Origin of the sequence: Sinorhizobium sp. B11, assembly GCA_039725955.1 — a bacterium.
Lineage (GTDB): Bacteria > Pseudomonadota > Alphaproteobacteria > Rhizobiales > Rhizobiaceae > Rhizobium.
Map to the genome: position 1 here is coordinate 4,442,185 of CP091034.1, position 23,820 is coordinate 4,466,004.

24 protein-coding genes and 1 pseudogene are annotated in these 23,820 nt (G+C 59.2%); 10 read left to right on the forward strand and 15 right to left on the reverse strand.

Features of this window, described 5'->3' with window-relative positions:
* Positions 1–378: 378 nt before the first annotated feature.
* The 3 genes from LVY75_31925 (at position 379) to LVY75_31935 (ending at position 1,154) form a co-directional block, all read left to right on the forward strand.
* Positions 379–534, forward strand: coding sequence for a DUF3309 domain-containing protein (locus tag LVY75_31925; protein ID XAZ23355.1), 156 nt, complete (start codon positions 379–381; stop codon positions 532–534).
* Between the two features lie 26 nt (positions 535–560).
* Entirely contained in the window at positions 561–815 is a 255-nt protein-coding gene (locus tag LVY75_31930; protein ID XAZ23356.1) for a glycine zipper domain-containing protein, read from the forward strand.
* Positions 816–1,007: 192 nt separating this feature from the next.
* Positions 1,008–1,154: a hypothetical protein gene (locus LVY75_31935; protein XAZ23357.1), complete on the forward strand. Its 147-nt coding sequence runs from the start codon at positions 1,008–1,010 to the stop codon at positions 1,152–1,154.
* 194 nt (positions 1,155–1,348) lie between these two features.
* Here LVY75_31935 and LVY75_31940 read toward each other — a convergent pair whose 3' ends face one another.
* Positions 1,349–2,074: a beta-ketoacyl-ACP reductase gene (locus tag LVY75_31940; protein XAZ23358.1), complete on the reverse strand. Its 726-nt coding sequence runs from the start codon at positions 2,072–2,074 to the stop codon at positions 1,349–1,351.
* Between the two features lie 65 nt (positions 2,075–2,139).
* Entirely contained in the window at positions 2,140–3,321 is a 1,182-nt protein-coding gene (locus tag LVY75_31945) for an acetyl-CoA C-acetyltransferase (protein ID XAZ23359.1), read from the reverse strand.
* Positions 3,322–3,554: 233 nt separating this feature from the next.
* Here LVY75_31945 and phaR point away from each other — a divergent pair, with 233 nt between their 5' ends.
* Positions 3,555–4,127 carry a polyhydroxyalkanoate synthesis repressor PhaR gene (phaR, locus tag LVY75_31950; protein ID XAZ23360.1) on the forward strand — a complete coding sequence of 191 codons (573 nt, stop codon included), beginning with the start codon at positions 3,555–3,557 and terminating at the stop codon, positions 4,125–4,127.
* Here the strand turns inward: phaR and LVY75_31955 are convergent.
* The 5 genes and pseudogenes from LVY75_31955 to mtgA form a co-directional block, all read right to left on the reverse strand.
* The gene (locus LVY75_31955; protein XAZ23361.1) at positions 4,122–4,529 is read right to left on the reverse strand and encodes a hypothetical protein; all 408 of its coding nucleotides are present in this window, start codon (positions 4,527–4,529) and stop codon (positions 4,122–4,124) included. The two genes, phaR and LVY75_31955, sit on opposite strands and share 6 nt — an antisense overlap.
* Positions 4,530–4,673: 144 nt before the next feature.
* Positions 4,674–4,859 (reverse strand): 50S ribosomal protein L32, encoded by a 186-nt coding sequence (rpmF, locus tag LVY75_31960; GenBank protein XAZ23362.1) that lies wholly within the window; start codon positions 4,857–4,859, stop codon positions 4,674–4,676.
* A gap of 155 nt (positions 4,860–5,014) precedes the next feature.
* Positions 5,015–5,662 carry a glutathione S-transferase family protein gene (locus LVY75_31965; GenBank protein ID XAZ23363.1) on the reverse strand — a complete coding sequence of 216 codons (648 nt, stop codon included), beginning with the start codon at positions 5,660–5,662 and terminating at the stop codon, positions 5,015–5,017.
* Between the two features lie 12 nt (positions 5,663–5,674).
* Positions 5,675–6,398: pseudogene (locus tag LVY75_31970) on the reverse strand (DUF1868 domain-containing protein).
* Positions 6,399–6,493: 95 nt separating this feature from the next.
* The gene (mtgA, locus tag LVY75_31975; protein ID XAZ23364.1) at positions 6,494–7,231 is read right to left on the reverse strand and encodes a monofunctional biosynthetic peptidoglycan transglycosylase; all 738 of its coding nucleotides are present in this window, start codon (positions 7,229–7,231) and stop codon (positions 6,494–6,496) included.
* 134 nt (positions 7,232–7,365) lie between these two features.
* Here mtgA and LVY75_31980 point away from each other — a divergent pair, with 134 nt between their 5' ends.
* Positions 7,366–8,280 (forward strand): polyprenyl synthetase family protein, encoded by a 915-nt coding sequence (locus LVY75_31980; protein XAZ23365.1) that lies wholly within the window; start codon positions 7,366–7,368, stop codon positions 8,278–8,280.
* A 21-nt stretch (positions 8,281–8,301) separates the two neighbouring features.
* Here LVY75_31980 and ispG read toward each other — a convergent pair whose 3' ends face one another.
* The 3 genes from ispG to LVY75_31995 form a co-directional block, all read right to left on the reverse strand.
* The gene (gene ispG, locus LVY75_31985) at positions 8,302–9,549 is read right to left on the reverse strand and encodes a flavodoxin-dependent (E)-4-hydroxy-3-methylbut-2-enyl-diphosphate synthase (GenBank protein ID XAZ23366.1); all 1,248 of its coding nucleotides are present in this window, start codon (positions 9,547–9,549) and stop codon (positions 8,302–8,304) included.
* Positions 9,550–9,643: 94 nt separating this feature from the next.
* Positions 9,644–10,837: an MFS transporter gene (locus tag LVY75_31990; GenBank protein XAZ23367.1), complete on the reverse strand. Its 1,194-nt coding sequence runs from the start codon at positions 10,835–10,837 to the stop codon at positions 9,644–9,646.
* A gap of 60 nt (positions 10,838–10,897) precedes the next feature.
* A complete protein-coding gene (locus tag LVY75_31995) occupies positions 10,898–11,674 on the reverse strand; it encodes a DeoR/GlpR family DNA-binding transcription regulator (GenBank protein ID XAZ25873.1) in 777 nt (258 codons plus the stop codon).
* Positions 11,675–11,883: 209 nt separating this feature from the next.
* Between LVY75_31995 and LVY75_32000 the strand changes: the two genes are divergently transcribed.
* From LVY75_32000 to LVY75_32015, 4 genes are all read left to right on the forward strand, one after another.
* Positions 11,884–12,753, forward strand: coding sequence for a DMT family transporter (locus LVY75_32000; protein ID XAZ25874.1), 870 nt, complete (start codon positions 11,884–11,886; stop codon positions 12,751–12,753).
* A 152-nt stretch (positions 12,754–12,905) separates the two neighbouring features.
* A complete protein-coding gene (locus LVY75_32005) occupies positions 12,906–13,679 on the forward strand; it encodes an amino acid ABC transporter substrate-binding protein (protein ID XAZ23368.1) in 774 nt (257 codons plus the stop codon).
* Positions 13,680–13,782: 103 nt separating this feature from the next.
* On the forward strand, positions 13,783–14,463 hold the full coding sequence (locus LVY75_32010) for an amino acid ABC transporter permease (GenBank protein ID XAZ23369.1): 681 nt from the start codon (positions 13,783–13,785) through the stop codon (positions 14,461–14,463).
* Positions 14,460–15,221 carry an amino acid ABC transporter ATP-binding protein gene (locus LVY75_32015; GenBank protein ID XAZ23370.1) on the forward strand — a complete coding sequence of 254 codons (762 nt, stop codon included), beginning with the start codon at positions 14,460–14,462 and terminating at the stop codon, positions 15,219–15,221. Before LVY75_32010 ends, LVY75_32015 begins: the two co-directional genes overlap by 4 nt.
* A 42-nt stretch (positions 15,222–15,263) precedes the next feature.
* Here the strand turns inward: LVY75_32015 and LVY75_32020 are convergent, their stop codons facing one another.
* The 3 genes from LVY75_32020 to LVY75_32030 form a co-directional block, all read right to left on the reverse strand.
* Positions 15,264–15,836 (reverse strand): NAD(P)H-dependent oxidoreductase, encoded by a 573-nt coding sequence (locus LVY75_32020; GenBank protein ID XAZ23371.1) that lies wholly within the window; start codon positions 15,834–15,836, stop codon positions 15,264–15,266.
* Positions 15,837–16,002: 166 nt separating this feature from the next.
* Complete coding sequence (pyc, locus tag LVY75_32025; protein ID XAZ23372.1) at positions 16,003–19,467, reverse strand: pyruvate carboxylase; 3,465 nt, start codon at positions 19,465–19,467, stop codon at positions 16,003–16,005.
* A gap of 120 nt (positions 19,468–19,587) precedes the next feature.
* Complete coding sequence (locus tag LVY75_32030; GenBank protein XAZ23373.1) at positions 19,588–20,328, reverse strand: LuxR family transcriptional regulator; 741 nt, start codon at positions 20,326–20,328, stop codon at positions 19,588–19,590.
* Between the two features lie 317 nt (positions 20,329–20,645).
* Between LVY75_32030 and LVY75_32035 the strand changes: the two genes are divergently transcribed.
* Positions 20,646–22,409 (forward strand): glucan ABC transporter ATP-binding protein/ permease, encoded by a 1,764-nt coding sequence (locus LVY75_32035; GenBank protein ID XAZ23374.1) that lies wholly within the window; start codon positions 20,646–20,648, stop codon positions 22,407–22,409.
* A gap of 135 nt (positions 22,410–22,544) precedes the next feature.
* Here the strand turns inward: LVY75_32035 and LVY75_32040 are convergent, their stop codons facing one another.
* Together LVY75_32040 and LVY75_32045 are read right to left on the reverse strand one after the other, a co-directional pair.
* Positions 22,545–22,784 carry a hypothetical protein gene (locus tag LVY75_32040; protein XAZ23375.1) on the reverse strand — a complete coding sequence of 80 codons (240 nt, stop codon included), beginning with the start codon at positions 22,782–22,784 and terminating at the stop codon, positions 22,545–22,547.
* Between the two features lie 186 nt (positions 22,785–22,970).
* Positions 22,971–23,741, reverse strand: coding sequence for a hydratase (locus tag LVY75_32045; GenBank protein ID XAZ23376.1), 771 nt, complete (start codon positions 23,739–23,741; stop codon positions 22,971–22,973).
* Between the last annotated feature and the right edge of the window lie 79 nt (positions 23,742–23,820).

Consider the following 23,820-nt stretch of genomic DNA (forward strand, 5'->3'; position numbering starts at 1 on the left):
GCTATGGCCACTCCGAACCGCCGGAAGCCATTAATCTTTGACATGCAAAATTTACGGAGCATTAAACCGGCCGGTGCCGACGATCCGGTAAAAGGTCATGGCCGATCAAAGCCGGAACGAATCGCTGACGAATCGGAGACATCTCCATTTTCCCGCTTTGTTCACCGCAACATATTGTATTAAAAGATATTTTTAACCATACTTAGAAAATGCCCGATGGCATTTCGCCGACTTGCTTTCCACGAAACCGGCTAAAGTCGGCTTCCGTTGCAACAGCTGATAACGCCGCCGTGATATTCTGAGAGCTTAGCCGGGAACAAAATTCGCCGATGTGGGTTTCTAGTCCAGTCGAAATGAGGATGAGGCAGGACAAATACCATGCTTGGCACGATACTTCTTATTATCCTTATACTGTTATTGGTCGGCGCCTTGCCGAATTGGGGTTATAGCCGCGGATGGGGCTATGGACCTTCAGGTGGTTTGGGGTTAGTTCTCGTCATCATTATCATTCTTGTGCTGATGGGCCGAATTTAAAGGCCGATAACCTGGGGAGTTTAGACATGAAGAAGATCATCCTTAGCTGCGCTCTCATTGGCGCTCTCGCATCCTGCACCCCGACGGAGCAGGGCACGGCGATTGGCGCCGGCACGGGCGCAATCATCGGTGGCGCTGTCACCAACAGCTGGGGTGGCGCGGCAGTTGGCGCAGTCGCCGGCGGTCTGACAGGCGCGCTGATCGGCCATTCGGTCGAACGTCAGGGTTACTGCATCTATCGCGACCGTTACGGTCGCCGCTACGAAGCGCGTTGCCGCTGATCGATCCTGGCCCATCGGAAATTTTGGACGGGCGCTTCGGCGCCCGTTTTTGTTGCCCGCTATTGTCGTCAACGCGGCGTTGACAATCGGTCGCTGAAGTCAAATCTACCGCCTTGGCAGACCTGAGCCCATATTCCTTTCAAGATCGCAGGCAGAGCATGTGCCGCCCGCGAATGGATAGGAGCGCTTACCATGGCCCAGATTTTCTTGAATTCCGCCGTCGCTATCCTGCTCGCCTCAGCCTTCCTGACGACGGCAATCGCCGCTCTCCGCAGCCACGACCGCGCCGTTCAGCAAGTGCCCGCCAGAGCCAATAAACGGCACAATCCAAACGCCTGACAGCATCAACGAAACCGAAGCCGCGGACGGCAACTATCCGAGCGCTCGTCCGCGGGGAGACATCACCATGAACAGGATCATCGCGATCGCCGCCCTCGTCACCATTGTGCTTGCCGCCTATGGCGCATCTGCCGGCCCCTATGACGGAACCGGCAGCTTCCCGAGCAACTGCGCTCACAGCCACAAGTAATAATTTAAGCGAAGAACTGACCGCCATTGGCGGTCAAAGTCGAACCGGTAATGAACCCGGCATCGTCGGAAACGAGGAAGGTCACGCAGCGCGCGATCTCCTCGGGTTCGCCGAGGCGCCCGACCGGAATTTGCGGAATAATCTTCTCGTTCAGTACCTTTTCGGGCACCGCAAGCACCATCTCCGTCCCGATATAGCCGGGGCAAATAGCATTGACGGTAATATTCTTGACCGCCCCTTCCTGGGCAAGTGCCTTGGTAAATCCGAGGTCGCCCGCTTTCGCGGCAGAATAGTTCACTTGCCCCATCTGGCCCTTCTGGCCGTTGATGGAGGAGATATTGACGATGCGGCCGAAGCTGCGGTCGCGCATGCCGCTCCAGACATGGTGCGTCATGTTGAAGAGGCCGGTGAGGTTGGTATTGATCACCTCGTGCCACTGCTGGGCCGTCATCTTGTGAAACATAGCATCACGAGTGATGCCGGCATTGTTGACGAGGATTTCGACCGGGCCGAGATCGGCCTGGACCTTTGCTATGCCTTCGCCGCAGGCAACATAGTCTGAGACGTCCCACTTGAAGACGGGCACGCCGGTAACACCATGAAATGCTTTGGCCTTTTCATCATTGCCGGCATAGTTGGCAGCAACCTTGTAGCCGGCATTCTTTAGAGCCATCGAAATCGCCGCGCCAATGCCGCGCGTACCCCCAGTGACCAAAGCCACTCTGCTCATGCTTCGCTCCCTCTTGTTGTCAACTCGCCCTCAGTCGCACTCGATGAACATACATCGTGTGCTATTTACATTGCTTCGAAGCACATGGCGACGCCCATGCCGCCGCCGATGCACAGTGTGGCAAGGCCTTTCTTGGCGCCGCGGCGCTTCATCTCGAAGAGCAGTGTGTTGAGAACGCGGGCACCCGAAGCACCGATCGGATGACCGATCGCGATCGCACCGCCATTGACGTTGACGATATCAGAATCCCATCCGAGATCCTTGTTCACGGCACAGGCCTGGGCCGCAAAGGCCTCATTGGCCTCGACAAGGTCGAGGTCGGCGACAGACCAGCCGGCCTTTTCCAGCGCCTTGCGGGAAGCAGGGATTGGGCCAGTGCCCATGACCTGGGGATCGACACCTGCTGTTGCCCAGGAAACGATGCGGGCGAGCGGCTGGATGCCGCGTCGCGACGCTTCCGCTTCGCTCATCAGGACGGCTGCAGCAGCGCCGTCGTTGAGGCCGGAGGCATTTGCCGCGGTCACCGTGCCGTCCTTGTCGAACGCCGGCCGCAGCTTCGTCATCGCCTCCAGCGTCGCGCCGTGGCGGATATATTCGTCGGCATCAACGGTTACGTCACCCTTGCGGCCCTGGATGATGAAGGGAACGATTTCGTCCTTGAAGCGGCCAGCCTTCTGCGCGGCTTCGGCCTTGTTCTGCGAGCCGACGGCGAATTGGTCCTGGTCGTCACGCGAAAGCTGCCACTGGCGTGCGATATTTTCGGCGGTAACGCCCATGTGATAGCCGTAAAAGGCGTCGGTCAGACCATCCTTGATCATGGTGTCGATCATCTTCATGTCGCCCATCTTCACGCCGCCGCGCAAATGCGCCGCATGCGGCGCCATCGACATGGATTCCTGACCGCCGGCGACGATGATCTTCGCATCACCGAGCGCAATCTGCTGCATGCCGAGGGCAACGGCACGCAGACCTGAACCGCAGAGCTGGTTGACGCTCCAGGCCGTCGCCTCCTTGGGAACGCCTGCCTTCATTGCTGCCTGACGAGCGGGGTTCTGGCCTTCGCCGGCCTGCAGGACCTGGCCAAGAATGACCTCGTCCACATCTTCAGGGGAAACACCTGCCCGCTCGAGCGCGCCCTTGACGGCGGCTGCGCCGAGCTCGTGAGCGGGAATTGTGCCGAAAGCACCGTTGAAGGAACCGACAGCGGTGCGCGCTGCAGAGGCGATGACGACGGATGAACTGCTCATGGGGTGGTTTCCTCGTTTCTCGTCACACATATAAGTGGAAACTGACAAAGCTGCAGGCGCAAGTCAAATGCCAACACCGTTCCACCTTTTGCTGCAGCGCCCTCGAATGGATTTATCCGTACAGGGAAAGGGCTTGCCGCATCGCACAAAGAGATTGTCACCGCCCTTCTTTTGCGTCTACAGTCTCTGGCGGGGGAGTATCCATACAATCAGACGGGGTTTGGGAGACTGATATGGCGAAGACTGAGGGTCAGATCGTAATCAAGAAATATGCCAATCGCCGCCTCTATAATACGGGCACCAGCACCTATGTGACGCTGGAAGACCTGGCGGAGATGGTGAAGAAGGGGGAGGATTTTGTCGTTCAGGACGCCAAAAGCGGTGACGACATCACGCATTCGGTATTGACCCAGATTATTTTCGAGCAGGAATCGAAGACCGGCAACACGCTGCTTCCGATCTCTTTCCTGCGTCAGCTGATCACCTATTACGGCGACCAGATGCAGATGGTTGTACCGAGCTTCCTCGAACATTCCATGCGCGCCTTCACGGAGCAGCAGTCACAGATCCGCGAGCAGGTAAACCGCGCCTTTGGCGAAACACCGCTCGGCAAGAACCTGCAGCTTCCCATGCAGATGGTCGAAGATCAGGTCCGCCGGAATACCGAGATGTTTCAGCAGGCCATGCAGATGTTCTCGCCCTTCATGACGCCACCGCCCAAGGAAACCCGCAAGGCGGAAGCCAAGGATATCGATGAGCTGAAGGAACAGCTTCGCGCGCTGCAGAACAAGCTCGACAGCCTATAGGCCGATCGAAACGTCCCGGTTGGCACTGCGGATCGATACCGCAAAGCCGCCAATCACATCGATCAGCGCAATGGTCATCAGGATGAAGAAGACCTGGGTCGCCGCGTCCTGGACGAGGAGAAACTCGACCAGGAAGGCGATGAAGACCAACATCGACAGCATATGGTTGATGAGGTTGCCGGAACCGTTCCGGGTTGCCTTCAGGATCTCGAAGAAGAGGACGACGAGCGCTACGACGATAAAGAGGTCGCCGAGCGCCATGCTCCAGATTGCGCCCGAAAGCATCGACAGTACGATCACGTCATGCTGGAGCGACGGAATGCCGCCACCGCCCATCAGGCCCAACATCGCCAGATTGTAAAGAATAAATGGAATAACCATCAGCGGTATTGTGTTAATCATGCAGAAATATCTCCCCGATCTCGCGGGAATACTGCCTGATATCAGCGTCTCACTTCAAGACACCGAAGATTATAATATCTCGAAAAGAAAAAGGCCGGCGTTGAGCCGGCCTTCAAAACTTCATCGGACAAGCCGCATAAAGAATTATGCGCTTTCCTTCGGCGTCAGAACCTGACGGCCACGGTACATACCGGTCTTCAGATCGATATGGTGCGGGCGGCGCAGTTCGCCGGAGTTCTTGTCTTCGACATAGGTCGGAGCCTTCAGCGCATCGGCCGAACGGCGCATGCCGCGCTTGGACGGGCTCGTTTTTCTCTTCGGTACAGCCATTTCTCTTACTCCACTTGCGGGCAAAACATATCCGCGGCCAGACTGGCGGCCGAAACGGACATGTCGCGATTTCGGAATTTTGCGCGCTTATACATGCAAGGGGCCGCCTTGACCAGTCCCCATATGTATTTTTTGCGATGCCTCTGATTCTCCGCTCAGACTTCGTCTTCCGGGACGATCCACGGCTCTGCACGGGCAGATTCTTCCCACTTCCGCCAGGCGGGATGCGCCTTCATCGCATTCATGTAAGGCAGTATATCGGCACTGCTGACGAGATCATAGATGTCGAAGCGGTTGACGACAGGCGCAAACATCGCATCCACCCCGCTGAATTCACCGAAGAGGAACGGCCCACCGGATTTCTGCAGAAGATCGCGCCAGATCGTCTCGATACGGCTGATATCGGCGGAAACCCCGTCGGGAAGCGCGATTTTACCCTTCGGCCGGCGGATATTCATCGGGCAGGCACTGCGCAATGCCCGGAAGCTCGAAAGCATCTCCATGGAAACCGAGCGGGAAAGCGCCCGCTCGGCACGATTGCCGGGCAGCAATCCTGCTTCGGGATAAAGCTCGGCCACATATTCGATGATCGCGAAGGATTCCCAGATCTTAAGGGAACCATGCTGCAGCAGGGGCACATGGCCGCTCGGCGAGACCGCCTTGATTTTGGGATTACCATCAGGATAGTCGAAGGGGATCAACACCTCCTCGAAATCAATGCCGACGCCCGCTAGCGCCATCCACGGCCGGAACGACCAGGAAGAGTAGTTCTTGTTGGCGATGTAAAGCGTCAGCTTGTCCATGGTGTTTTCCTGTCAGGGTTCGAAATCGAAAATCAGCACTTCGTGGAAGTGGTTCATATCCTCGAACACACAGAAGGCGGGCGGATTGAGCTCCAGCACAGGCGCCCTGGTGCGGATATGATCTGTCACCTCGTCAAGCATCGCCTGCCAGCGCGGCAGCGCCTCGTCTTCCAGCCGCTCGATCGGGTAGGCAAAAGTCATATGGAACTTATAGTTCTCATGGTTGGGCTGACGATAACCCAGGAGATTTGCGAATGCGTCGCGCCAGGCGCGCATCACCTTGCGGTCACCCTCTGTCGCCCCCTCGAGAAGCAGGCCGGACGGACGAGCTTCGACGATTGCCACCTTGAAGGGATCGAACATCGTGAAGCCTTCGAGCCGCGCCGCCATGAGCTCCGTCATGTCGTCGATCGGCGCATCGAGTGGAATGTCATCGGGCCAGTGGTTCTTCTTGCGGCCGGTCTCGATCACGCCTTCGAAAAGCGTCATATGGAGGCTGGTGATCGGCGTGAAGATGAATTGCGCGGCCTCCGGCATCGCCAGATATTTTTTCACGCGCTTCGGTGAGCACCTGCAGCGTTTGTGAGCTCCTCGGGGGATGGCAGACAATCGTGTTGCCCTGCTCCGGCAGGAAGCCCCCAAGTTTGTGGTAGCGGGAGCCGAGATGCACTGGCGGAGCGGGATTGTGCGTCTTCGAATAGTGGAGAAGCTCGGGCGAAAGCGTCGTAGATGTCATGGGCGACTCGGGGCTTTGGTTGCTGATGCATCGCCCATATGGCAGAACCAAGAATGTCAGATGACGCTTGCCGCTTCCAACGACAAGTTCTGATATCATTCATGGATGCACTTGATGTAATCGCCCGAACCCTGTGCCCGCCGCTCGATGATCGCCGCCAGCCTGCGCAGCCCTCGCCCGGGTTTTCCGGCATTGCGGTCGATCGGGTTCGGCAGCGAAACCGCAAGCAGCGATGCCTGCCGGCGTGTCAGCTTCGAGGCAGGCACCTTGAAGTGATACTGTGCCGCCGCCTCGATGCCGTAGATGCCTGGCCCCCATTCGGCGATATTGAGATAGATCTCCATCAGCCGTCGCTTCGACCAGACGAAGTCGGAACCGACAGCCAGCGGCAATTCCAATCCCTTGCGGATGAAGGAGCGGCTGTTCCAGAGGAAGAGGTTCTTTGCAGTCTGCATGGGGATCGTGCTGCCGCCGCGCGTCTCCTGGCCCTTCAGCGTGTCTTCGACCAGCATGCGCATCTCGTCCCAGTCGACACCGCCGTGGAAGCAATACTGCCCGTCTTCCGACATCATCACCGACTGCACGAGAACGGGCGCAACGTCGTCGATCGACACCCACTGCCGATCGTAGCCGCGCAGAAGCACCAGATCGCGCAGCATCAGCGTCGAAACGGGATGGATGAAGGGCAGCAGATAGATAAAAATCAGCACATAGGGCAAAAGCAGCACCGCCAGAACGGCAAGAACAACGCGCTTCAGCACCTGGCGGTCTCCAAGCCAGCGCCGGCGAACCGGCGCCTCGACGCTCTCCTCTGTCTGCGGCGCTATATCCAATGTCCCAGTCCGTTTTCGCCCTCTTCGCTGTCATACCGCCTGAAAACCCGCATTGCCAGAGTGCAGCGGAAATCTTGGCTCAGTGATCGACAATTCCGTTGCCAGCAACCATTCCGCCGTGCCAAAGAGCGCGCATGGACGCCAAACGGGAAACATTCGAGACACGGTTGAAAAGCAGCGCCGCCGAGATCGAGGCGCTGCTTGATCTCCTGCTCTCTCCCGCCGTGTTACCTGACGAGATTGCCCGCCCGGACCTGCTGCGGAATGCGATGCACTATGCAGTGCTCAACGGAGGCAAACGACTGCGTCCTTTTCTTGTCGTCGAAAGCGCCACGCTTCTCGGCGGCAACAGGCAGGCGGCGCTGCGCGTCGGTGCGGCCCTCGAGTGCATCCATTGCTATTCGCTTGTTCACGATGACCTGCCGGCCATGGATGATGACAATCTGCGCCGCGGCAAGCCGACCGTACACATCAAATTCGACGAAGCGACTGCCATTCTGGCCGGCGACAGTCTATTGACCTACGCCTTCGACATCATCGCCGCACCGGAAACCGATCTGCCGGACCGCAGCAAGACGGAACTCGTGCTGGCAATTGCCCGCGCGGCCGGTCTCGGCGGAATGGCCGGCGGCCAGGCGCTCGATCTTGCAGCAGAAAAGCAGGCGCCGGACGAAGCAGGCATCGTCCGCCTGCAGGCGATGAAGACAGGGGCGCTGATCCGCTTTGCCTGCGAGGCCGGCGCCATCATCGCCGGAGCATCTGCAGAGAACCGTCAGCGCCTACGCCGCTTCGGTGAAAAAATCGGCCTCGCCTTCCAGCTTGCCGACGATATTCTCGATCTGACTTCCGATTCCCTGACCATGGGCAAAGCGACTGGCAAGGATGCGGCCCGCGGCAAGGGAACGCTCGTGGCGCTTCACGGCATGGAATGGGCAGAAAAACAGCTGCGCCGGCATGTCGAGGACGCGGAAGAACTGCTCGCCCCCTATGGCGAGCACGCCGCATTATTGATTACGGCGGCCCACTTCATAGCCGAGCGCAAGAGCTGAGGCTGATGAAAGGCGGAGTGATTATTCCGCTGCTGTCTTCTGGCCGAAGCGCTTCTCGATATAGTCGATGACGAGCGCTTCGAAATCCGAAGCGATATTCGGGCCGCGCAGCGTCAGGGCCTTCTTGCCGTCGATGAAGACGGGGGCAGCCGGCGTCTCTCCGGTGCCGGGGAGCGAGATGCCGATATCAGCGTGCTTGCTTTCACCCGGTCCGTTGACGATGCAGCCCATGACCGCGACATTAAGCGCTTCCACGCCCGGATATTTCTCACGCCAGATTGGCATGTTTTTGCGGATGTCGTTCTGGATGTTCTGTGCGAGCTCCTGGAACACCGTCGAGGTCGTACGCCCGCAACCGGGACAGGCCGCAACGACGGGCACGAACTGACGGAAGCCCATGACCTGAAGCAGTTCCTGCGCCACCTGAACCTCGCGGGTGCGGTCGCCATTCGGCTCCGGCGTCAGGGAAATGCGGATCGTATCGCCGATACCGTTCTGCAGCACATAGCCCATCGCGGCCGAGGACGCGACAATGCCCTTGGTGCCCATGCCGGCTTCGGTCAGGCCGAGATGCAGCGCGTGGTTTGAGCGCTCGGCGAGCATGGAATTGACGGCAATCAGGTCCTGAACCTGGCTGACCTTGGCCGACAGGATGATACGATTGCGCGGCAGGCCGATCTCTTCGGCAAGCTGTGCCGACAGTAGCGCCGATTGCACGATCGCCTCGTGCGTCACCTGCCGGGCAGAAAGCGGCGAACCCTCGGCCTGGTTCTTGTCCATCAGCTGCGTTAGCAGTTCCTGGTCCAGCGAACCCCAATTGACGCCGATGCGCACCGGTTTGTTATAGCGGATCGCCATCTCGATGATTTCGGCGAACTGCTTGTCCTTCTTGTCCTTGAAGCCGACATTGCCAGGATTGATGCGGTACTTCGCCAGTGCTTCGGCACAGGCCGGATGATCGGCAAGCAGCTTATGGCCGATATAGTGGAAGTCGCCAATCAGCGGCACATCCATGCCGAGGCGCAAGAGGCGCTCGCGGATCTTCGGCACGGCGGCAGCACTTTCGTCGCGATCGACGGTGATGCGGACGAGCTCCGAACCCGCACGATGAAGTGCGGCCACCTGGGCGACGGTGGAATCCACGTCAGCCGTATCGGTGTTCGTCATGGATTGCACGACGACCGGCGCGCCACCGCCGACAATGACGCCGCCAACATCGACAGCAACGGAGGCGCGGCGCGGTTTCGGATCGAAATCGAAAGCAGACATGAAGAGCTCTACACCCGGAAAACAGAGCCTTTCAGGTGGATCAAGCCCGCGAGCTTGTCAACCGCCCCGTATATCACTTTTGTTTGGAGGCGGCTCAGTGGCCGCCACCCGAGACACCGTCGGCATAGTGCGCAAGTTTGGAGAATGCGAGAACCACGAGCAGCAGCACCGGCAGCGCCATAAAGACGGCAGCAAAACCCACATGCTCGGCGACGAAGCCGATTACCGAGGGCGCCACCAGCATGCCGGAATAGCCCATGGTCGTGACGACGGAGATACCGATGCCAGGCTTCAAGCCGGGGATGTTGCCCGCTGCCGAAAAGGCGATCGGCACCATGTTGGAAATACCGATGCCGCAGAGTGCGAAGCCGAGGATGGCGATCTCGGCGTCAGGCGCAAGGCTTGCAAGCAGCATGCCGGCAATCGCGAACAGCGTGCAGATACGCAGCGTCTTCACACCACCGAGACGATCGCGGACCAGGTCGCCGGCAAAGCGCATAATCGCCATGGTCGCCGAGAAGGCCGCAAAACCGAGGCCGGACAGCGCGACCGATGCGTCCATTTCCTGCCGGAGATAAAGCGCACCCCAGTCGAGCACCGCGCCTTCCGGTACCATGCAGAACAAGGCCATCAGACCGAGCAGCCAAGGGAGCGGCACCATCGGCAACCGCGTCTTTTCCTTCTTGTCTTCGGGATGCGGCGGGTCGGCCAGGATCATCGGCCAGGCGATAGCAACGAAGATCGCGGCAAGCACGGTTGCCAGTTCCGCGTGACCAAGAATACCGAGTTTGGAAATCACCAGGCCGCCGAGGCCGGAGCCGATCAAGCCGCCAAGGCTCCAGAAAGCGTGGCAGGACGACATGATAGCGCGGCGCATGGATTTTTCCACTGCCACAGCATTGGCATTCATCGCCACGTCCATTGCCCCGATGAAACCGCCGAAAAGGAAGAGCGAGATCGCCCCGGATATGACGTTCGGTGCAAGCGTCAGCGCCAGAAGCAGCGGCAGCACGCAGAGGGCCAGCACCCGCACGACAACGCGCGAACCATGTTTGGCGATCTGCGCACCGGCGATCGGCATCATGACCAGCGAGCCGAAACCAAAGACGAGGATCATCAGCCCGAGCTCGAACTTGGTCAGTCCCAGCCGCTCGGCAAAGTCGGGAATCTTTGGCGCCCAGCAGCCGACGACGAAACCATTCATGAGAAAGAGCAGCGAGACCGCCGCTCTGCTCTTGGTGATGAAACCGCTCCGTGCCCTCGGCACTGCACCCACGCTACTATCCATTTCCTTGTCTTTCCTCTTGATCGGGCAGCGTGCCCGATCCCCATAACAGGCGGAACGGCCTCAGCCAGTCTTGTCCGCAATGATCGTCCGGCACCCGCGTGCACGGTATTCCCGAAGCATGGTGGCATCCGCATCGTGCTCGACGATCAGGCATTCGCAATGAGCGACCGGCAGGACGCTGTGTGGTGCAGCCGTGCCGAATTTTTCCGATGTCGCAGCGACCATGACCCGCTTGCTTCTGGAGGTAGCGAATCTCTTGAACTCCGCATCCTCGAAGCCGAATGTCGTCAATCCCGCCTCGATATCGACGCCGCAGGCGCCCAGGATGCAGAGATCGGGTGCCAGCTGCTCCATGTCCCGCAATGCTTTGGCGCCAAGCGAACCGCCGGTTTGGCGGTCCACCAGACCACCGATCAGGATGACATTGACACCGGGCTTCTCGATCAACGCGGCAGCAATCGCAGGGGCATTGGTTGCCGCCGTCAGCGCAAGATCAGTCGGCAAAGCGTTGGCAATCGCCAGATTGGTGCTGCCCGCATCAAAGAACACAGTCGTCCCTGCGACGATTTCCTCCGCAGCAGCACGGGCCAGTGCCTGCTTTCGCTCAGTGGCAAAGCTCATGCGCTGGGTCAGGCTTCCGTGCGCCGGCGAAATCGGCAAGGCTCCGCCATATACCCTCTCGCAGAGCCCTGCTGCAGCCATCTCGCGCAGGTCGCGCCGCACCGTATCTTCCGAGACGCCGAATTCGAGCGCCAGTTCCGCGGCCAGCACCCGACCATGCGTCTTGAGCCGCTCGGAAATCACAGTCTGGCGTTCCCGCAACAGGAAATCTTGCATGTTCATACCGGATCAATTTCTCACAATCTGAAATCATGCATAAACACTGATAATCGTGCATGCAACATGCACAGCCACACATTTTCTGACGCTCTGAAACAAAGTGCCGCCGGCAGGCGAAATCTCGCATATTGACCGCCTCCGAGCGCGGGATTATCGATCGGGCATCCTCGATTCCCGCCGGCGTCACCCGCCTCTGGTACATCTCCGTGAAAAACTCCATCAGCCTGGGCATTCTGCTCACGACATCAGCCTACATGGCGTTCACTTTCCATGATGCGATCGTCAAGGTTTTGACGGCGAGCATTCCCGTCTGGCAGATCCTGTTTTTCCGCAGCCTAACTATTCTCGTCGGCTGCCTCGCCTATGGCCGCGGCCAGCTTGTCCATAAGACAATTACCTCACCGATCATCAAGCCGATGATCGCCCGAAGCATTCTGCTGCTTTGCGCGTGGCTTTCCTATTATACCGCCGCAAGCCATCTGCAGCTCGCTGAAGTCACCACACTTTATTACGCCGCTCCCGTCGTCGGCACCGTACTTGCCTGGTTCATCCTGAGAGAAGAGGTGACGCCCGCGCGTTGGCTCGCCGTTGGCATCGGCTTCGTGGGCGTTCTCATTGCGTGCAATCCCGCCGGCCTCACGATCTCCTGGTCCGTCTATCTGGCGCTGCAGGCAGCCGTACTCTGGGCCTCCGCCATGGTGCTGCTGCGCAAGACCTCGCTGCATGAAAAGACGATCATCCAGCTTGTGGTCTCCAATGTTTTCTTTCTCATTATGACGGGCACCGCTGTCGTCTACACCTGGCAGACACCAACCTTGACGCAACTCGGCTTGCTCGTCGGCACCGGTGTCGTGGCCGGCTGTGCCCAATTCGCCCTCTTTGAAGGCATGCGTCAGGCACCGGTCTCGGTGCTTGCACCATTCGAATATACATCGCTCGTCTGGGCCTTCATCCTTGGCTATCTGATCTGGGCCGACATTCCGACGCACAACGTTATCGTCGGAGCGATCATGATCCTTGGCGCGGGTTTCATCATTATCGTCAGCGAGAGACTGCGCCGCCGCGTCGCGGTTTGAGACCGGTTTCTGCGGAATTCGGGACTAGAACGACTGCTTGAGAAAAATATTCGCAGTTGCCGCTTTTATTTGCAGTTTTCTACGCTTCCGTCGCCGCAATTTTCTGCGATGTATCGCCATCCGAACAGCTTTTCCCAAGGATGGAAAGAACAATGAACTGGTTGAAGACCGTCGCCGCCGCAGCCCTTATTCAGGCCGCAGCCCTTATTCCCGCCCATGCCGGCGAAAACCTCAGCGCCATCAAGTCTGCCGGTGTCTTCAAGATCGGGACGGAAGGCACCTACGCCCCGTTCACCTATCATGACGAAAGCGGCAAGCTGGTTGGCTTCGACGTGGAGATCGGCGAAGCGGTCGCTGCCAAGCTCGGCGTTAAGGCCCAGTTCGTCGAAGGCAAGTGGGACGGTCTGATCGCCGGCCTCGACGCCAACCGCTACGACACGGTTATCAACCAGGTCGGCATCACCGATGCGCGCAAGCAGAAATACGACTTCTCCGAGCCTTACATCGCCTCCAAGGCCGTTCTGATCGTCCGCGACGGCGACGACAGCATCAAGTCCTTTGCCGATCTCAAGGGCAAGAAGTCCGCCCAGTCGCTGACCAGCAACTTCGGCAAGCTGGCGACCGAAGCCGGCGCAGAACTTGTCGGCACCGACGGTTTCGACCAGTCGATCCAGCTCGTGCTGACAAAGCGCGCCGACGCAACGATCAACGACAGCCTCTCCTTCCTCGACTTCAAGAAGCACAAGCCGGACGCTCCCGTAAAGATCGTGGCTCAGCAGGAAAATGCCGATTACTCCGGCATCATCATCCGCAAGGGCGAACCGGAATTGGTCGAAGCGATCAACAAGGCGCTCGCCGACATCAAGGCCGACGGCACCTACAAGAAGATCGCTGACAAGTATTTCGGTCAGGACGTTTCCAAGTAAGTCGCGACACACGCGGTTTCCCGCCGCCGCCATATCCTTTATAGCTGCATGAAAAGCGTCCGGCGAACCCTCGCCGGACGCATCTTTTCTTGAGGATACGCCCTTGCCGCACTGGCTCCAACTGATGGCGGAATCGCTTCCCTCGCTCCTTTGGGCCGGGCTGATCTTCACCATTCCCCTCACTCTGCTTTCCTTTGCCTTTGGGCTGATCCTGGGCCTGATCACTGCGATTGCCCGCCTGTTCGGCCCTGGACCCGTTGCAGCCATTGCCCGCTTCTATGTCTGGGTCATCCGCGGCACGCCGCTGCTCGTCCAGCTCTTCGTGATCTTTTACGGCCTGCCGAGCATCGGCATCCTGCTTGACGCCTTTCCGGCAGCACTCATCGGCTTCACGCTGAATATCGGCGCCTATAGCTCCGAAATCATCCGTGCTGTCATATCTTCCGTGCCGAAGGGTCAATGGGAAGCAGCCTATTCGATCGGCATGAGCTGGCGCCAGGCCATGAGCCGCACCATCCTGCCGCAGGCCGCCCGTGTCGCAGTGCCGCCGCTCTCGAATACTTTCATCTCGCTGGTGAAGGACACCTCGCTCGCTGCCGCCATTACCGTGCCGGAGCTTTTCCAGGCCGCCCAGCGCATCGTCGCGACCACCTACGAACCGCTGATCCTCTATATTGAAGCGGCGCTGATCTATCTCGCCTTGAGCTCCGTACTCTCGGCGCTGCAGCAGCGGCTGGAGCGCCGCTTCGCGCGTTATGGTGGGATGCTGGAGGCAAATGCATGATCGAGCTTTCCAATATCGAAAAGCGCTTCGGCGACGCGGTCATCCTGAAGGATATCAGTATCCGCATCCCCGAAGGCAGCGTCACCGCCCTCGTCGGCCCCTCCGGCGGCGGTAAGAGCACCCTGCTCCGCTGCATCAATCTCCTGGAGATCCCCACCGTCGGCACCATCCGCCTCGGCGAAGAAACGCTCTCTTTCACGCCCGGCAAGCGTGTCGGCTGGCAGGCGATCCAGAAGATCCGTCGCCAGACCGGCATGGTGTTCCAGAACTTTCAGCTCTTTCCGCACCAGACGGCGATCGAAAACGTCATGGAAGGTCTGGTCACGGTCCTGAAATGGCCAAAGGAAAGGGCGCGCGAACGCGCCATGGAGCTGCTGACCAAGGTCGGCATGGCGCACAAGACCGACGCCTGGCCCTCGACACTCTCCGGCGGCCAACAGCAGCGCGTGGCAATCGCCCGCGCGCTTGCGCCGTCACCGCGTGTCCTGCTCTGTGACGAGCCGACATCCGCGCTCGATCCGGAACTTTCGGCCGAAGTAGTAGACGTGCTGGGCCAGCTCGCCCGCGAGGGCACGACCATGGTCATGGCGACCCATGATCTTCGCCTCGCCTCCAAGATCGCCAATGACGTGGTTTTTCTCGAGGCCGGTAGCGTGGTCGAAACCGGCAGCGCCAGGGCGATCTTCAATACACCGGAGAAGGAACGCACCAAGCGCTTCATCTCCACCATCAACGCCGCTCATACCTACGATATCTGAGCCAATGCCGGGATGTTGGCATCCCGGCATACGGAATTCCGGTCAGGCGGACGTGACGACGGCACGCGCTGCCTTCAGCGCATTGCCCCACCAGGTCAGTTGATCGAGCAGGTTCTTGGCGGCTTCATTCAGATGCGCGTAATCGCCGAGGCTCTTGCCTTCCTTCAGAACGGCAAGATATTCGCTGAATGCGATGTGAACCCCCGTCCTGACGGAAGCTGCACTCATTTCGACGAAGACCAGGCGAAGCTGCTCGACGGCGCGTGCGCCGCCGACGCCGCCGTAACCGACGAAGCCGACCGGCTTCTGGATGAATTCGCCGAGATCGATCGCGTTTTTCAGAACGGCCGTCGGAGCATGGTTATATTCGGCGACCGTGAAGATGAAGCCGTCGAATTCGCGCAGCTTCTTCTTCCAGCGCTCGGCGGTTTCGCTTTCCGCCGTAGTGGCGCGCTCTTCGCCGAAGAAATGCATGGGGTAGTCGAGAAGATCGAGAACTTCGACTTCGAGATCGGAACGCTGGCCGACGAGCTCGGCGATCCACTTGGCCGGATGCTCGGCAAAACGGCCAATACGCGTGCTGCCGACGATGACGGCAATCTTCAACTTGCTCATGAAATGATCCTGATTGGTCTTGGGGGCGGTGAGGGGAGCCGAAGTCTATGAGAAAGCCTCCCCGCCCGACAAGGCGAGAAGGCTGCTAACTTATCGAAAAATCAGCCTTTTGACCGGCTGATCGCACACATTCGGGTGATCGCGGAAACGGTCGCGCGTTCCGAGCTCATCCCGCGTAGACGACGAGCAGATCCTTGGCATCGATCTGGTCGCCGGCCTTGACGAGGACTTCCGAAACGGTCCCGTCCTTCTCCGCATGCAGTGCCGTTTCCATCTTCATCGCCTCGATGGAGACGAGTACGTCACCGGCACTGACGACTTGGCCCGGTACAACGAAGGCGCGTGATATGACGCCTGGCATCGGCGCACCCACATGGGTGGCATTGCCCGGCTCCGCCTTGCGACGGGCTGCAGCGCCCGAAGCGCCATGGGCCCGATCCGGCACCTTGATGCGACGCGGCTGGCCATTGAGCTCGAAGAAGACGGTGACCATGCCCTGGCTGTCGGTGCCGCTCATTGCCTGGTTGACGATGACGAGCGTCTTGCCCTTCTCGATATCGGCAAACAACTCTTCGCCATCGGCGAGACCGTAGAAGTAGGCAGGCGTCGGCAGAACCGACACGGGGCCATAAGTGTCCGAAGCCAGCGCGAAATCGGTGAACACCTTTGGATACATGAGATAGGAGGCGAACTCGAAGTCGCTGACCTCACGCTCCAGCTTGGTCTCGATAGTCTTGCGCTCCGCATCGAGATCGGCATCATCAAGCAGCGATCCGGGGCGCACCGTATAAGGCTGTTCACCCTTCAGAGCCTTCTTTTGCAGCGCTTCCGGCCATCCTGACGGCGGCTGGCCGAGATCGCCCTTCAGCATGGAGACGACCGATTCCGGGAAGGAAACTTCCTTCTCGGCGCTGACCACATCGGCGACCGTCAGGTCCTGGCTCACCATCATCAGCGCCATGTCGCCAACAACCTTGGAGGATGGCGTTACCTTGACGATATCGCCGAACATCTGGTTGGCATCGGCATAAGCCTGTGCGACCTGGTGCCAGCGGGTTTCCAGCCCCAGCGAGCGGGCCTGTTCCTTGAGGTTGGTGAACTGACCGCCCGGCATTTCGTGCAGGTAGACTTCCGATGCCGGGCCCTTCAGATCGCTCTCGAAGGCTGCATACTGGTTGCGAACCGCTTCCCAGTAGAAGGAGATGCGGCGGATCCATTCCGGATCGAGGCCCGGATCCCGCTCGGAACCGCGCAGCGCTTCGACGATAGAGCCGAGGCAGGGCTGCGAGGTATTGCCTGACAGCGCATCCATCGCCGCATCGACAGCATCGACACCGGCATCCACGGCAGCAAGAACAGTGGCCGCGGCAATGCCCGACGTATCATGCGTGTGGAAATGGATCGGCAGGCTGGTCGCTTCGCGCAGCGCCTTGAACAGCACCTTGGCTGCGGCCGGCTTCAGAAGACCTGCCATGTCCTTCAGTGCGATGATATGTGCGCCGGCCTTTTCGAGCTCGACGGCAAGGTCCGTATAATATTTCAGGTCATATTTCGGGCGGGCCGAATTGAGGATATCGCCCGTATAGCAGATCGCTGCCTCGCAGAGCTTGTTCTCCTCGGCCACCGCATCCATCGACACGCGCATGTTCTCCACCCAGTTCAGGCAGTCGAAGACGCGGAAGAGATCGATGCCGCCCTTGGCGGCCTGACGGACGAAATATTTGACCACATTGTCGGAATAGTTCTTGTAGCCGACGCCGTTTGCGCCACGCAGCAACATCTGCAGAAGCAGGTTCGGTGCCGCCTCGCGGACCAGCCCCAGGCGCTCCCACGGATCCTCGGTCAGGAACCGCATCGAGACGTCGAAGGTGGCACCACCCCAGCATTCCAGCGACAGTAAGTTCGGCAGCGCATGCGCATAGGTGCCGGCGATCTTGGCAATGTCATAGGTGCGCATGCGGGTGGCGAGCAGCGACTGGTGGCCGTCGCGCATTGTCGTATCCGTTAGCAGCACCTGCTTTTGCTCGCGCATCCACTCGCCGAATTTCTTCGGGCCGAGCTGGTCGAGAAGCTGCTTCGTGCCATCGGGGATCTTGCCGCCATCAATATAGGGCACGATCGGATTGGCAGCGTCCTCCGACGGGCGCGGGCGGTCCTTTGCTTCCGGGTGGCCGTTGACGGTGACATCGGCGAGATAGGTGAGAAGCTTGGTGGCGCGGTCCTGACGCTTGACCTGCTGGAAAAGTTCGGGCGTCGAGTCGATAAAGCGGGTCGTATAGCTGTTATCCCTGAACTTCGGATGCGTAATGATCGCTTCGAGAAAGGTCAGGTTGGTAGCAACGCCACGGATACGGAATTCACGCAGTGCGCGGTCCATGCGCGAAATTGCTTCCAGCGGATTCGGCGCCCAGGCCGTCACCTTCACCAGCAGCGGATCGTAGTAACGCGTGATGATCGCGCCCGTATAGGAGGTGCCGCCATCAAGACGGATACCGAAGCCCGATGCCGAGCGATAGGCGGTGATGCGGCCGTAATCCGGAATGAAATTGTGCTCCGGGTCTTCCGTCGTGATACGGCACTGCAGCGCGTGGCCGTTGAGCCGGATATCCGCCTGCTTCGGCACGCCGGATTCCTCAGTGCCGATCGCAAAGCCGTCGAGGATATGAATCTGCGCCTTGACGATATCGATGCCGGTGACGACTTCGGTGACTGTGTGCTCGACCTGGATGCGCGGATTGACCTCGATGAAGTAGAATTTGCCGGTATCGGCATCCATCAGGTATTCCACGGTGCCGGCGCCGACGTAGTTGGTCGCCTGCGCGATCTTCAATGAATAAGCAGCAAGCTCCTGACGCTGCGCTTCCGAAAGATACGGGGCAGGGGCGCGTTCGACGACTTTCTGGTTGCGGCGCTGGATGGAGCAGTCGCGCTCGAAGAGATGCACGACATTGTTATGTGTGTCGCCGAGGATCTGGCTCTCGACGTGACGAGCGCGCTCGACGAGCTTTTCGAGATAGACCTCATCCTTGCCGAATGCGGCCATCGCCTCGCGCTTGGCTTCCGTTACCTCACGGGCCAGATCGGCTTCGGAGCGGATGACGCGCATGCCACGGCCACCGCCGCCCCAGGATGCCTTCAGCATCACGGGATAACCGATCACACCGGCCATCTTGGCAACTTCCGCCATGTCGTCCGGTAGCGGCTCGGTCGCCGGAACAACGGGAACGCCGACGGAAATGGCAAGGTTGCGTGCCGCCACCTTATTGCCGAGCTGACGCATCGTATCGGCCCTCGGACCGATGAAGGTAATGCCCGCAGCGTTGCAGGCATCGACGAATTCGGGGCTTTCCGAAAGCAGGCCGTAGCCGGGATGAATGGCATCAGCGCCGGAAAGCTTGGCAACACGGATCACTTCGTCGATCGACAGGTAGCTTTCGATCGGTCCGAGATCGCGGGAAAGATGCGGGCCGCGGCCGACTTGATAGCTCTCGTCGGCCTTGAAGCGGTGCAGCGCTAGCTTGTCTTCCTCAGCCCATATCGCGACCGTTTTTATTCCGAGCTCATTGGCCGCGCGGAAGACGCGGATGGCGATTTCGGAACGGTTGGCGACAAGGATCTTCGATATGGGCAATGTACTCTCCTCAAAGCACGAAAAAAACGGGCAATGCTGCACCCGCGAAGAGAATTCTTAACGTGCTGTTACAGAAAGTTCAATTTCCCTCATCTCGAGGAAATAGAATTTCTCCAGATCTCAGGTAATCAGACCATATCGGAAAGCAAGTGCCACGGCCTGCTGCCGGTTCTTGGCCCTGAGCTTATCCTGCAGGCCGTTCATGTACCAGTCGACCGTATGGTTGGAGATCTTCAGATGTTTGCTGATTTCCATCGAGGTCATGCCTTCGGCGAGATAATGCAGGATTTCCATTTCGCGCCGGGTCAGCTGCGTATCGGTTATCGGCACCGTTTCCAGTGCTGCAGCCTCTCCCTGCAGATCGAGCAGCCGCCAGAAGGCTTTGCGGGCAATCGCCTCGAAAAGTGAGATTTCCGCTGGTGAGAACTCCACGGGCTTGCCAGCGAGGCTGAGGCTGCCGAGGATGCCGTTTCGTCCGTAGATCGGGAAGACATAGCCGTCTTCCAGACCATGGCCGAAGGCATCGACCATCATCTGCTCCATGCGGCGCTGATGCGGATCATCGCGAAAGGCAGCCATGCTGTCACGCCAGCGGAAGGGCCGTTGCGCGCGAGCAAGATACCGTACGGTCGGATCGACGAGCACATATTTTTTTACCGCATAAACGTGTGACCACCTGTCCGGCCATCGACTGGCCATAGTCACACTCCATGGGTTGTCTCCCTGCTTGGGATGGCGAAGCAGCCCATAGAAATCGAATCCGCTCGCGCGGATCACCTTGTCGAGTTCGTCGACAGCACCTTCGCTGTCGGAATGTTCCTCTAGCGTGACAAGCAATTGAATTAAAGAATGAATTTGCACAAAATGCCCCTTGCCCGGACCAATGAGGCCGCCGAAGCAGGCCTTGATAACCCGCCACAGAACGGTCTTTACAAAAAATTACAGTTCACAAACTGGATGGTGCGCTAGACGCTCCAGGGAATGCAAGCGCAAATTGTTACGATCTAAGCCTAAGCAACAATTTCGAAACTATGGCCAGTTATCGCACTGGCGACTGCGCCAGAAGGCGAATTTCGAAGCCGGACCCCAAACCTGAATATCCTGTTAATCGTCGGTTCAGGTAGATTTCTGTAGCATCGCACCATCCCGTTTTTCGCAGATGCAAAAGAGGTCCCGACGTGTCGTTATTCAAGGTCTATGCAAGGGCTCTGCGCTATCTTGGCGCCTACAAGCTCCGCGTATCCCTCGTCGTTATCGCGAATATCGTATTGGCGGCCATCACCATCGCCGAGCCGATCCTGTTCGGTCGTATCATTGACGCGATTTCCGGCAAGGGTGAAGTCAAGCCGATCCTGATGATGTGGGCGGCATTTGCCGTCTTCAACACCATAGCTTTCGTTCTCGTGGCGCGTGAAGCCGACAGGCTGGCCCATGGCCGCCGCGCAACGCTTCTGACGGAGGCTTTCGGTCGCATCATCTCCATGCCGCTTTCCTGGCACCACCAGCGCGGCACATCCAACGCGCTGCATACGCTGCTGCGCGCTTGTGAAACCCTGTTCGGCCTGTGGCTGGAATTCATGCGCAACCATCTTTCGACGGTCATTGCGCTTGGCCTGCTCATCCCGACTGCAATGTCCATGGATCTGCGCCTCTCCGCAGTCCTGATCGTACTCGGTATCGCCTATTGGATCATCGGCCGCGTGGTCATGAGCCGCACCAAGGACGGCCAGGCTTCGGTCGAAAACCACTATCATACCGTCTTCGGCCATGTCAGCGATTCCATCAGTAACGTATCGGTGCTGCATAGCTATAACCGCATCGATGCTGAAACGCGTGCATTGAAGTCCTTTGCCGACCGCCTGCTGCAGGCGCAGTATCCGGTTCTCGACTGGTGGGCGCTTGCGAGTGCGCTGAACCGCATGGCCTCCACGATCGCCATGATGATCGTGCTCGTCATCGGCACCGTGCTGGTTCAGAACGGCGAACTGCGTGTCGGCGACGTCATTGCCTTCATCGGCTTTGCCAACCTGCTGATCGCCCGCCTGGACCTGATGCGTCAGTTCGCCACGCAGATCTTCGAAGCCCGTTCGAAGCTGGAAGACTTCTACAATCTGGAAGATTCCGTTCGTGAACGCGAGGAACCGGCCGGCAACGGCGAGATCAAGGACGTCAAGGGCGATGTCGAATTCAACGACGTTTCCTTCGGCTTCGCCAACAGCTCGCAGGGCCTGCACAACGTCTCCTTCAAGGTGAAGGCCGGCCAGACGGTTGCGATCGTCGGCCCGACCGGCGCCGGCAAGACGACGCTGGTCAACCTGCTCCAGCGCGTCTACGACCCGCAGGGCGGCCAGATTCTCGTCGACGGCCATGATATCAGCAAGGTCACGCGCAAGTCGCTGCGCCGCTATATCGCTACCGTCTTCCAGGACGCCGGCCTTCTGAACCGCTCGATCAGCGACAACATCCGCCTCGGCCGCGAGAACGCTTCGGAAGAGGATATGCGCCGTGCCGCAGAAGCTGCTGCCGCTGCCGACTTCATCGAGAACCGCGACGAGCAGTACGAAACCCATGTCGGCGAGCGCGGCAACAAGCTCTCCGGTGGTGAGCGCCAGCGTATTGCGATTGCCCGCGCCATCCTCAAGGATGCGCCGATCCTGGTGCTGGACGAGGCGACTTCCGCCCTCGACGTCGAGACGGAAGCGCGCGTCAAGGCCGCAATCGACAACCTGCGCCAGAACCGCACCACCTTCATCATCGCTCACCGTCTCTCGACGGTCCGCGAGGCGGATATGGTGCTGTTCCTCGACAATGGCCGCATCGTCGAGCACGGCAGCTTCGATGAGCTCAGCCATTCGAACGGCCGCTTCGCTGCTCTGCTCCGCGCAAGTGGCATCCTGACGGACGACGAAGTCCGCAAGGCTCATGCGACGGAAGCAGCCTGATCGGCTCGCAAGCGAATGACAAAAAGCCGGAAGGGCATCGCTCTTCCGGCTTTTTTGTTGGTTGGAAATTCCACGTGAAACACTGACGTCAGGCCCACTCGTCATATGCGACGCCGATCGCAGTACCGAGCTGACCTAGGCTGCCTCTTCATAGACAAGATCGGGCGCGACGATCCATTCACCCTGCTTGAGAGACAGGACATCCAGTCTGCCGCGGCCGTCTCTCGCAGCGACGCCAACGAAGCGGTAGCGGCTGCCGTTCCTGTCTATAACCAGAGCGGAAATCGGTTTGCCGCGAAGATGGCCGACCACAGGCCCGTCAGTCTTGGCCGCGTCTATCAGGAAATATTCGTGTGGGACATTACGGCTGACCATCAGGACCGGCCCCCGCCCCGGATGATCGTGCTCGCGGTCGTCTTGGTTCCCGCGTGCAGCACGACATCTACCCGTCCAGTCTCAGTCGAAGCGGGCTTGCGGACAAACTGTTTCGTCTTCTTGATCTCGACAACGAACGGCTTTCGCTGCGGCCTCATGATCTGTCCTTTCAGTTTGAAGTGAGTGTCACCCGAAGATGCATTCGACCTGTCCAAGTGGCCCGAAATCGGCGGCCAGATGCTGGCCGGGCCAGACCTGGAGAATGGCGGTGCACGATCCCGTGGCGACAATATCGTTGGCTTGAATCTGCCTGCCGTTTGCAGAGAGCCGGTCTGCCAGCCAGACAATTGCATTGAGCGGATTGCCCATGACTGAAGCTGCTGTCCCGGCAAAGACCGTCTGCTTGAATAGGAAAGTCGTAATCTCGATGGCAGCAAGGTCAGCGGGCGACAACGTTCCGGTATGATCACCACAGATGGTCGCGACATGCAGGCCGAAATCGGCGATCGCGGCGTTGTCTCCCACGAAGACACGCCGCGTCCGCCGCCCGAGGATGCCTATGGCCGGCCGGCAGTCGAGCACGGCGTCGGCAGCGGTATCGAGATTGATCGGTTCTCCGGCCTCCGGATAGGCCCGCAACATCTTGAAAACCAGTTCGCACTGGACACCGATTGTGCCGGTCGGAAGCCGGAATTCCTTGGTAGCGGCAAGCAGAGCGGAAGCGGGAATCTCGGAGTAGATCGACCTCTCAAGGCCGAGGACGCGGCGCGATTCCTCGCTGGTGCCGACAAGCGCATAGCCCTTGCGCTCAAAGCCCAGCGCATCCTGCGCAATCGCCTGAATGTCGTAAGCTTCACGTTCGGAGGAGATCAGGTCAAGCGGAAGGTCGCAGAGTTCGTTGCGCCAACGGCTCTTGGCGAGAATGTCGGCGGTGGCGTCCTTGAGTTCGAAGTACATCGTCGTGCTCCCTATCATTGGCATTGCCTTTGGGAGCAAAGATGGATCGAGGCTCGTAGCCGTTCCATTCCTGATGAAC